General features: G+C 67.6%; 1 protein-coding gene. It reads left to right on the top strand.

All coding sequences use genetic code 11. The features are described 5' to 3' along the window. The first annotated feature begins 406 nt into the window (after positions 1-406). Entirely contained in the window at positions 407-1,255 is an 849-nt protein-coding gene (locus tag ABTY04_RS39970) for a Bax inhibitor-1/YccA family protein (protein WP_352218347.1), read from the top strand. Positions 1,256-1,601: the final 346 nt, after the last annotated feature.

Here is a 1,601-nt window from a genome sequence, read left to right as displayed (position 1 = left end):
GGTGCCGATCACCGTGTCGCCGCGCTGAAGGAGCTGGGTGGTCAGGGCGTGGCCGAAGCCGCTGCTGACGCCGGTGATGAGCCAGGTACGGGGGAACGTGGCCCCCCGCCGTTCGTGTCATGCGGGTTCGGAAATCAGTTGTGGTTACTGTGTGAATCCCGCACGATCCGCGAGGCGTCGAATACATGGAGGAGGCCCGGCCGCGATGAATTCGGCACAAGATCCCTTGGGCCGGTCGCGCGACGGCACCGCCGTGTCCGGCCGTGGGCTCCGGCCCGCCCCGCTCCTGCCGACTCGCGCGGGGCCCGGAGTTCGGGGAAAGATCCTCCTCCAGCAGTAGGGTGATTTTTTTGCGAGCGCATTACTCTTGTTGCAAGGCCGCGCACGGTGGCCATGGAGGAGTGAGATGAGGAGCAGTAACCCGGTCTTCTCGCGACGGGGGTTCAGCCGCGACAACGGTGGCTACGCGGGCTTTGGCGCGCAGCACCAGCAGGCCGGGACCAACCCGTACGCGACGAATCCTTACGCCACCGATGTGACCACCGGCATGCCGCAGGCGCCCGCCCGCGGCAGCGTGATGACGATGGACGACGTCGTGAGCCGTACGGCCATGACGCTCGGCACGGTCATCCTCACGGCGACGATCGCCTGGATCGCCATGCCCGTGGACCCGGCGAACGTCAACAAGTCGTACGGCATCGCCGTCGGCGCCGCGCTCGTCGCGATGGTCCTCGGCCTCGTCCAGAGCTTCAAGCGCAAGGCTTCCCCGGCGATCATCCTGGGCTACGCGGCCTTCGAGGGCTTCTTCCTCGGTGTCCTCAGCGCGGCCACCAGCACCATGCTCGGTGCCGGCGTGGTCATCCAGGCCGTGCTCGGCACGATGTGCGTCTTCGCCTCCGTGCTGTTCGCGTACAAGATGCGCTGGATCCGCGTCACCCGCCGCTTCTACGGCTTCGTGATGGCGGCCGCCATGGGCTTCATGCTGCTCATGGTCGCGAACCTGCTGTTCTCGCTCTTCGCGGGCGGCGACGGCCTCGGCTTCCGCAGCGGCGGTCTCGGCATCCTGTTCGGCATCGTCGGCGTCGTGCTCGGCGCCTGCTTCCTCGCCATGGACTTCAAGCAGGTCGAGGACGGCATCACGTACGGCGCCCCGCGCGACGAGGCCTGGCTGGCGGCCTTCGGCCTCACGGTGACCCTGGTGTGGATCTACCTGGAGCTGCTGCGCCTGTTCCAGATCCTCTCCGGCGACGACTAGTCATCCCGGCACCGCCACGGGGAAGGCCCCGCGAGCTCACTGCTCGCGGGGCCTTCCCGCGTCTCGGAGGGGGTACGGATCAGGGGTCGGAACTGCTGCCTGTTGACTGGGTTGCATGTGTTCTGGCGTGTGTGGGCGAGTGCCTTGTCCTGGTCTGTGGCCGTGGGTTGATGCCGGGTGGGAATGGGGGTTCTTGCGTCGAATGGGTGACCTTTTCTGGTGGTGGTAGTTGGGTGTGGGGACGGGTTGTCCGGTGTGTGAGGGGGTGCGGAGGGGTGGGTGGGCTGCGGGAGTTGTCGGCGCCGTTTGTCGCGCTCGGGCCCACGGGAGTCGCGGTGCGGACCCG

It is taken from the genome of Streptomyces sp. NPDC097981, assembly GCF_040302565.1.
Classification (GTDB): Bacteria; Actinomycetota; Actinomycetes; order Streptomycetales; family Streptomycetaceae; genus Streptomyces.
Note: the sequence above shows the minus strand (reverse complement) of the source record. Positions and strands in the feature narration are given on the sequence as shown.

What these genes read in the sequence shown, in the direction of transcription:
- ABTY04_RS39970 (WP_352218347.1), top strand. Translation starts at nt 407, where the DNA reads ATGAGGAGCAGTAACCCGGTCTTCTCGCGACGGGGGTTCAGCCGCGAC.